Below are 8,009 nucleotides of genomic sequence, written 5' to 3'. Positions count from 1 at the left end.
GAACTGTAGGAGCGAGCTTGCTCCGGAAAAACGTTAACGATGACGCGTTCCTTCTGTATGGTCGCGGCGCCGAAAGATTTTTCGCGAGCAAGCTCGCTCCTACAGGCTATGGCGGCCTTTGGTACGCCTGAGATTGCCGCCACCTATACTCAAATCATGGCTTTTTAAACGCCGGAAATTGATCCGGCACAGACTTCAGGAACCGCGATCTTGAACCTGCGTTCGTTGATCGTCGTCGTGCTGATGGTGTTGACGGGCTGCGTCACGGCACCGCGCGCGCCGGTGGAAGTGCCACAGGTGATGATTTCACCCAGCACCTGGCAGCAGGTGGATCGGGAGATCGTCGATGCATCCCAATCGGCCACCGAGCAGACCCGGATCTACGCCCGCGGTGCCATGGAGTACTGGCGCACGCGGGTCTATGAACTGACCGAAGAAAACTTCATTCCATGGTTCAGCAGCTACTGGACCCAGGAATGGCTGTCGATGAAAGTCAGCTGGTACACCGTCAGCGCCAAGGGCGAGCAGGACACTTCGGAAAAACGCCTGGCCGCCTATCTGCTCGAAGCCTATCAGGAGAAAGTGCTGGCACCGGTGGCGGTGGAGATCGATCCCGATGCGATCCTCAGCCTGGCGTCGGCGTTCTACGTCGACATTCTCAAGGAAGAACTGCAGAAAATTTCCCAGCGCCACGGCGTGCCCATGGCACAGCTCAATGGCCGCATCCAGAAAATCCCGGCCATCGCCCTCGGACCCCCACCGGCGCGGGACGCGTCGTTGTACACGGTGGTGCACACCGAGCAGCTGAACGCGTTGCCGGCCTACGCCGCGTTGGTCGACAAGGTGCATAAGGCGGGTGGCGAGAAAGGTGTCGGCTCGACCGACACCGCCATGGCACCGGTGGCCAAACGTGCCAGTCAACGAATCGAAGCCGAAATGGCCCCGCGCGGAGCCGCCAGCGCCGTGGCTGCGGCGGTGGGCAAACTCGCCGGTGGGCTGATCACCGTTGGTGTCGCGGGGATTCGCGCGTTGATTCAGGCCAACGACCGGCCGGACAGCGAGGCGTTGATTCGCAGCAGCCTGGGCAACACCTTCGACAAGGCCTGGATGAAGCTGATGCAAAACCCGACCAGCGGAGTGATGGCGGGAACGTTGTACATGGCGGGCCAAATTGAAGGGAACCTGGCGCAAAGTGCGCAACCGCCGGTCGGAGTGGGTGAGGGCACTGTCGATTGGAGCCCGACAGAATCGACTAACCAGCAGGTAAACCCATGAAGCAAGGAGAACACTCATGTCTTACGTTGATGGTTTTGTCGCTGCTGTGCCCACCGCCAATCGCGAGCAATACAACAAACATGCCCAAATCGCCGCCGCGATCTTCAAGGAAAACGGCGCCTTGAGCGTGGTCGAGTGTTGGGGCGAGGATGTACCGGACGGCAAGCTCACGTCGTTCCCGATGGCCGTGAAACTCAAGGAAGGAGAAACAGTGGCCTTTGGCTGGATCATCTGGCCGGACAAGGCCACGCGCAATGCCGGGATGGACAAGATGATGCAGGACCCGCGCATGCAACCGGAGGTCAATCCGATGCCGTTCGATGGCCAAAGGATGATTTATGGCGGTTTTGAGGTGTTATTGAAAGCCTGAAAACCCGCCCCGGGATCACTCCGCCGTCGGGGTGATCCTGCAACTCTTGCGTTGTTCGATTTCATCGTCCGTTGGCCGCTCTCGAACGAATTCGAAGCGCGGCTCGCCTTCGCTGTAATGCACCAGCCAGCCCCATTCCAGCTCGAACTCGTCCTGACCGGGCTTGGGCGGCGCGGCCCACCATGGTTCTTTGCTGAGGACCTGTCGCATGGTCACCTCTGGTTGATTGGCGTGCATCAACTATAACGCGCATGCCGTGAGGCGCCAGAAACCGGCTGGCCGGTTGTACACTCAGGCTATTTCCCGCACGAGAGTTGCGCCATGAACGAAGAATCCCGCGAACCGTTCAAACGGCTGTTCTTCGCCCTGGATTGTGCGCCGGCGCAGCGTAAGGCTATCGCCCAGTGGCGCGGCGCATTGCAGCTGCGCAGCGGGCGCCCGGTGCCGGCGGAAAATTTTCATCTGACGCTGAAGTTTCTGGGTTCGGTCGATACGGCGCGGATTGCCGATATCTGCGACGCGGCGGCGTCCGTGCGCACATCGGCTGAGCGTTTGACGGTGGTGCTTGACCGACTGGATGTTTGGCGCAGGGCAGGGGCATTGGTGTTGGCGCCGCAGCAGGCACCGCCGGCATTGTTGCGTCTGGTGTACGACCTGGAACAGGCCATGTTGCCGTTTGGTCTTGAAGATGCGCCACGGGAATTTCGTCCGCACCTGACCCTGGCACGGGACTATCGCGCACCGGTGCCCGAGTCCGTCGAACCCCCGGAATTTTTCCTGCGCGCTGATCGTTTTGCCCTGTTCGAGTCGCACAAGGGTCGCTACCGGGCGTTGGCCGAGTGGCCGCTCGGTAGCCAATAAAAAAGGCGCCCGAAGGCGCCGAACTTCACCTGAACCGAGGGAGCCAGGTGAGCAATGCAGCGGTGGTAAGGCGCTGCACGTAAGAAAAAGGTCACACGGTGATCGTTCCCACGCTCCGCGTGGGAATGCAGCCCGGGACGCTCCGCGTCCCCACCAGAGCTGGAACGCGGAGCGTCCCTTGAGGCATTCCCACGCAGAGCGTGGGAACGATCATGGGTGGGGCTACTTGCCGAGTTTTACTTTGGTCCAGCCCCGGGTCATCACCCGTTGCACACCAATCGGCATGTCCGGAATGGCATACAAGGTCGCCATCACGTCTTGCGACGGGTACGAGCCCGGATCGTTGCGGATCGCTTCATCCACCAGTGGCGTGGCCGCCAGGTTGGCGTTGCTGTAGCCGATGTTGTTGGTGATCTCGGCAATGATGTCCGGGCGCATCAGGAAATTCATGAACAGGTAGGCGTTCTCGACGTTGGCGGCATCGCGGGGTATGGCGACCATGTCATAGAAACTGCCAGCGCCTTCTTTCGGGATGCTGTAGTCGATCTTCACTTTGTCCCCGGCTTCCTGGGCGCGGGCCTTGGCTTGCAGCACGTCACCGGAGTAACCGACGGCCACGCAGATGTTGCCGTTGGCCAGGTCGGAGATGTACTTCGAGGAATGGAAGTAGGAGACCGACGGGCGAATCTTCATGAACAGCGCTTCGGCCTCGGCGATGTGCGCCTTGTCCTGGTCGTTCACCGGGTAGCCCAGGTAGTGCAGGGCGGCCGGGATCATTTCGGTTGGCGAATCGAGGAAGCTGATACCGCAGGCTTTGAGCTTCTCGGCGTTTTCCGGTTTAAACAGCAAATCCCAGGAGTTGGTCGGGGCGTTGGCGCCGAGCACTTCCTTGACCTTCGCCGGGTTGAAACCGATGCCGATCGAGCCCCACATGTACGGGAACGCGTGAGCGTTATCCGGATCGCTGGCGGACGCGTTTTTCAGCAGCACCGGGTTGAGGTTCTTCCAGTTCGACAGCTTCGACTTGTCCAGTTCCTGATAGACGCCGGCCTTGACCTGCTTGGCCAGGAAACTGTTGGACGGCACGACAATGTCGTAGCCGGACTTGCCTGCAAGCAGGCGTGCTTCGAGGGTTTCGTTGCTGTCGAATACATCGTAGGTCACACGGATGCCGGTCTCGTCTTCGAACTTCTTGACGGTGTCCGGGGCAATGTAATCCGACCAGTTGTAGACGCGCAGTACTTTGTCATTGGCCTGGACGCCGGTTGCCATGGCGCCCAATAAGGACAGTGTCAGCAGAGTCCTGCCAAACATTTTCATCGGTACAACTCCATTTCTTTTTTATTCAAAATCACATATGTGGCTGGCACGCTCATTTGTAGGAGCGAGCTTGCTCGCGAAAAACTCAAGGACGCCGCGTTAATTCAGGTAGCCCACGTCATCGTTTACGTCCTTCGCGAGCAAGCTCGCTCCTACAGAGGCGGCTTTAGGCGGTGGCTTGCGCCATTTGCTTGTTCGGTTGTTGCCAGGATTCGCTGGCAGTCTGTTCCATGGCTTCCTGGATCGCCCGCTTGCGGCTGGCTTCTGCGCGGCGGCCGAAGTACCAGACCATCAAGGTCACGATCGACACGGCCAACAGGATCAGGCTGGCCACGGCGTTGATCTCAGGCTTCACGCCCAGGCGCACCGCCGAGAACACTTCCATCGGCAGGGTGGTGGAACCCGGGCCGGACACGAAGCTGGCCAGTACCAGGTCATCCAGCGACAGGGCGAACGACATCATGCCGCCCGCTGCCAGTGAGGGCGCGATCATTGGAATGGTGATCAGGAAGAACACCTTGAATGGCTTGGCACCCAGGTCCATGGCCGCTTCTTCGATGGACAGGTCCAGCTCGCGAAGGCGGGCGGAGACTACCACCGCAACGTAGGCGGCACAAAACGTGGTGTGGGCGATCCAGATCGTGACGATGCCACGCTCCATCGGCCAGCCGATCAGCTGCGCCATGGCCACGAACAGCAGCAACAGCGACAGGCCGGTGATCACTTCAGGCATCACCAACGGCGCAGTCACCAGGCCACCGAACAGGGTACGCCCCTTGAAGCGGGTGACGCGGGTCAGGACGAACGCGGCGAGTGTGCCGAGTGCGACGGCTGCAATCGCCGTGTAGCAGGCGATTTCCAGCGAGCGCCCGACCGAGCCCATCAGTTGCGAGTTGTCCAGCAGCCCGGCGTACCACTTGATCGACCAGCCACCCCACACCGTTACCAGTTTCGAGGCGTTGAACGAATAGATCACCAGAATCAGCATCGGCAGGTAGATAAACGACAGGCCGAGCACCAGCATCATTTTTGAAAAACCGAAACGTTTCATCCCCGTGCCTCCATCTCTTTGGCCTGGCTGCGGTTAAACAGCAGAATCGGCACAATCAGGATCAACAACATGACCACTGCCAGGGCGGACGCCACCGGCCAGTCGCGGTTATTGAAGAACTCTTGCCACAGCACGCGACCGATCATCAGGGTCTCCGGGCCGCCCAGCAGTTCAGGGATCACGAACTCACCGACCACCGGAATGAACACCAGCATGCAGCCTGCGATGATGCCGTTCTTGGCCAGTGGCACGGTGATTTTCCAGAAGCTGTTGAAGGTGCTCGAACCCAGGTCCGACGCAGCTTCCAGCAGGCTCTGGTCATGCTTGACCAAGTTGGCGTAGAGCGGCAGGACCATGAACGGCAGATACGCATACACCACGCCTATATAGACGGCGGTGTTGGTGTTGAGGATCTCGATCGGATGGGAAGTCAAACCGGTCCACATCAGGAAACCGTTGAGCAGCCCGTTGTTGCTAAGGATGCCCATCCACGCATAGACCCGGATCAGGATCGCGGTCCAGGTGGGCATCATGATCAACAGCATCAGGACGTTTTGCGCTTCCTTGCTGGTCTTGGTAATGGCGTAGGCCATCGGAAAACCGATCGCCAGGCACGCCAGGGTGCTGAACAGCGCGACCTTCAGTGAACCGAGGTAAGCCGAGAGGTACAGCTCGTCTTCACCCAGCAGGGTGTAGTTGCCGATGTTCAGGAGCAGCTGGAATTTCTGCTCGGCAAAGGTGTAGATCTCCGAGTAGGGCGGAATGGCCAGGGCCGCTTCCGAGAAGCTGATCTTCATGACCAGGAAAAACGGCAGCATGAAGAACAGGCACAACCACACGAACGGAATACCGATGACCAGTTTTCGCCCGCTGGGCACCAGTCTTAAAAACTGCTGATTGAAGGTTCTCATGCTCGCAGTACCACGCCGCTGTCGTCTTCCCACCACACGTAGACCTGATCGTCCCAGGTCGGACGCGCGCCACGGCGCTCGGCGTTGGCCATGAACGACTGCACGACCTTGCCGCCAGGCAGTTCGACGTAGAACACCGAATGCCCGCCCAGGTAGGCGATGTCATGCACCTTGCCGCTGGACCAGTTGTAACGGGTGTCGGGTTTGGTGGTGCTGACCAGCAGTTTTTCCGGACGGATCGCGTAGGTGATCGACTTGTCTTCCACCGAGGTGCTGACGCCGTGGCCGACGTAGATCTTCTGGTCGAGGTCCGGGCTGTGAATGATCGCGTGGCCTTCCAGGTCTTCCACCACGGTGCCTTCGAAGGCGTTCACGTTGCCGATGAACTCACAAACCATGCGGCTGACCGGTGCTTCATAGATATCCACCGGGCTGCCGATCTGGGCGATCCAGCCCAGGTGCATGATGGCGATACGTTGGGCCATGGTCATGGCCTCTTCCTGGTCGTGGGTCACCATCACGCAGGTCACGCCGACGCGCTCGATGATTTCCACCAGTTCCAGCTGCATTTGCGAACGCAGTTTTTTATCCAGTGCGCCCATTGGTTCGTCGAGCAACAGCAGCTTTGGACGCTTGGCCAGGGAGCGGGCCAGTGCAACACGCTGACGCTGGCCACCAGACAACTGATGGGGTTTGCGCTTGGCGTATTGGGTCATGTGCACCAGGCGCAGCATTTCTTCTACGCGGGCATCGATCTCGGCAGCGGGCAAACGGTCCTGTTTCAGGCCGAAGGCGATGTTCTGTGCCACGGTCATGTGCGGGAACAGGGCATAGGACTGGAACATCATGTTGATCGGCCGCTCGTAGGGCGGCATGTCGGTGATGTCGACGCCGTCGAGCAAAATCCGGCCTTCGGTCGGGCGTTCGAAGCCGGCGAGCATGCGCAGCAGCGTCGATTTACCGGAACCGGAGCCACCGAGCAGGGCGAAGATTTCGCCCTGGTGGATTTCCAGGGACACATCGTCCACAGCGGTGGTTTCGTCGAACTTCTTGGTGACGCGGTCGACTTTCACCAACACCTTTTTCGGTGCCTGGTGACCTTCAAGGGCCTTCCTGTAGATGCTGGAGGCGTTTGCCATGTGAAACTCCCAACAGGTTTCAGTCGTCGGGCCAACGCGGCCTGACTTAATAGTTGATTGCAAACCCGAACAGCCATTTGTTCGCGATCCCTGTGTAGGAGCTGCCGAAGGCTGCGATCTTTTGATCTTGATCTTGAGAAGCAAAGTCAAAAGATCGCAGCCTGCGGCAGCTCCTACAGGGGATGGCGCTGCATGCGCTGGCCGGGTTTATTCGGCGCCGCCGTCCTGGCTGCCTGGTAGTACTTGTTGTTATTGCAGTGTGTTGTTGTCGCGAGAGGCAGGCGCGCGCAAACGCGCCCGCCAAACTCACGGGGGCAGAAAATGGGTTTCTCGTTTTTTACGTCAGCGTGCGTTCCGCAGCGCCGCCCGTTGGCGGCAGGCTTCGCCAAACGCCTGGAAAATTCTCAAGTAAGGAGGGTTGTCCAGCACTTGCCATTCCGGGTGCCATTGCACGCCAAGGGCAAACGCCTTGCTGTGTTCCACCGAGACCGCTTCGATCAAGCCATCGGGCGCGACAGCTTCGGCGCGCAGGCCGGGAGCGAGCCGATCGATGCCCTGGCTGTGAATCGAATTGACCTGGAACTCTGCTGGCAGATCCAGCGCCTGGAACACGCCGCCCGCTTGCACGGTGACCCCGTGGGCCGGTGCATATTGCACCGCCAGGTCCGGATGGTTGGCTTCGCGATGATCGAGGAAGCCGGGGAGTTCATGAACCTTCTGATGCAGGCTGCCACCGAACGCCACGTTCATCTCCTGAAAGCCGCGGCAGATGCCGAGCACCGGAACGCCCGCCGCAATGGCTGCACGAATCAGGGGAAGGGTGGTGCGATCCCGCTGGGGATCATGTTCGGTGCCGGGGGCGCTGTCCGGGCCTTGATAGTGGAAGGGTTCCACGTTCGACGGCGAGCCGGTCAGCAACAGACCGTCGAGCTGCGGCAGCAGGTCATCGATTTCGGTCAGTTCAGCCAGGGAAGGAATAACGACAGGCAGCCCCAGCGCCGCGACGCTGACAGCACGCAAGTACTTGTCGCCGCTGATGTGGTAGGGGTGCAGGCCAATCTGTTTGACGCACGCAGTAACGC

Annotated in this window: 9 protein-coding genes; 3 read left to right on the top strand and 6 right to left on the bottom strand. The window is 59.8% G+C overall.

Going from position 1 to position 8,009, the window contains the following annotated elements; genetic code table 11:
* Window positions 1-210 precede the first annotated feature (210 nt).
* Window positions 211-1,275, top strand: coding sequence for a hypothetical protein (locus ACRESJ_RS33625; protein ID WP_431761727.1), 1,065 nt, complete (start codon window positions 211-213; stop codon window positions 1,273-1,275).
* A 16-nt stretch (window positions 1,276-1,291) separates the two neighbouring features.
* Window positions 1,292-1,645: a DUF1428 domain-containing protein gene (locus ACRESJ_RS33620; RefSeq protein WP_431761726.1), complete on the top strand. Its 354-nt coding sequence runs from the start codon at window positions 1,292-1,294 to the stop codon at window positions 1,643-1,645.
* Window positions 1,646-1,660: 15 nt separating this feature from the next.
* Here the strand turns inward: ACRESJ_RS33620 and ACRESJ_RS33615 are convergent, their stop codons facing one another.
* On the bottom strand, window positions 1,661-1,855 hold the full coding sequence (locus ACRESJ_RS33615) for a hypothetical protein (protein WP_431761725.1): 195 nt from the start codon (window positions 1,853-1,855) through the stop codon (window positions 1,661-1,663).
* 111 nt (window positions 1,856-1,966) lie between these two features.
* Between ACRESJ_RS33615 and thpR the strand changes: the two genes are divergently transcribed.
* Complete coding sequence (gene thpR, locus ACRESJ_RS33610; RefSeq protein ID WP_431761724.1) at window positions 1,967-2,506, top strand: RNA 2',3'-cyclic phosphodiesterase; 540 nt, start codon at window positions 1,967-1,969, stop codon at window positions 2,504-2,506.
* A 222-nt stretch (window positions 2,507-2,728) separates the two neighbouring features.
* Here thpR and ACRESJ_RS33605 read toward each other — a convergent pair whose 3' ends face one another.
* The 5 genes from ACRESJ_RS33605 to ACRESJ_RS33585 form a co-directional block, all read right to left on the bottom strand.
* Window positions 2,729-3,826, bottom strand: coding sequence for a polyamine ABC transporter substrate-binding protein (locus ACRESJ_RS33605; protein WP_431761723.1), 1,098 nt, complete (start codon window positions 3,824-3,826; stop codon window positions 2,729-2,731).
* 166 nt (window positions 3,827-3,992) lie between these two features.
* Window positions 3,993-4,877, bottom strand: coding sequence for an ABC transporter permease subunit (locus ACRESJ_RS33600; RefSeq protein WP_431761722.1), 885 nt, complete (start codon window positions 4,875-4,877; stop codon window positions 3,993-3,995).
* Complete coding sequence (locus ACRESJ_RS33595) at window positions 4,874-5,755, bottom strand: ABC transporter permease subunit (protein WP_431761728.1); 882 nt, start codon at window positions 5,753-5,755, stop codon at window positions 4,874-4,876. The genes ACRESJ_RS33600 and ACRESJ_RS33595 overlap by 4 nt, the downstream gene beginning before the upstream one ends.
* 29 nt (window positions 5,756-5,784) lie before the next feature.
* A complete protein-coding gene (gene potA, locus ACRESJ_RS33590) occupies window positions 5,785-6,927 on the bottom strand; it encodes a polyamine ABC transporter ATP-binding protein (protein WP_431761721.1) in 1,143 nt (380 codons plus the stop codon).
* Between the two features lie 342 nt (window positions 6,928-7,269).
* Window positions 7,270-8,009, bottom strand: a 740-nt coding sequence (locus ACRESJ_RS33585; protein ID WP_431761720.1) for a gamma-glutamyl-gamma-aminobutyrate hydrolase family protein, incomplete at its 5' end; no start/stop codon positions are given.

The sequence above is a fragment of the Pseudomonas sp. genome (assembly GCF_050739655.1).
Classification (GTDB): domain Bacteria; phylum Pseudomonadota; class Gammaproteobacteria; order Pseudomonadales; family Pseudomonadaceae; genus Aquipseudomonas.
This window is presented reverse-complemented; position numbering and strand designations above follow the sequence as displayed.

What these genes read in the sequence shown, in the direction of transcription:
- potA (WP_431761721.1), bottom strand. Translation starts at nt 6,927, where the DNA reads ATGGCAAACGCCTCCAGCATCTACAGGAAGGCCCTTGAAGGTCACCAG.
- thpR (WP_431761724.1), top strand. Translation starts at nt 1,967, where the DNA reads ATGAACGAAGAATCCCGCGAACCGTTCAAACGGCTGTTCTTCGCCCTG.
- ACRESJ_RS33605 (WP_431761723.1), bottom strand. Translation starts at nt 3,826, where the DNA reads ATGAAAATGTTTGGCAGGACTCTGCTGACACTGTCCTTATTGGGCGCC.
- ACRESJ_RS33620 (WP_431761726.1), top strand. Translation starts at nt 1,292, where the DNA reads ATGTCTTACGTTGATGGTTTTGTCGCTGCTGTGCCCACCGCCAATCGC.
- ACRESJ_RS33600 (WP_431761722.1), bottom strand. Translation starts at nt 4,877, where the DNA reads ATGAAACGTTTCGGTTTTTCAAAAATGATGCTGGTGCTCGGCCTGTCG.
- ACRESJ_RS33615 (WP_431761725.1), bottom strand. Translation starts at nt 1,855, where the DNA reads ATGCGACAGGTCCTCAGCAAAGAACCATGGTGGGCCGCGCCGCCCAAG.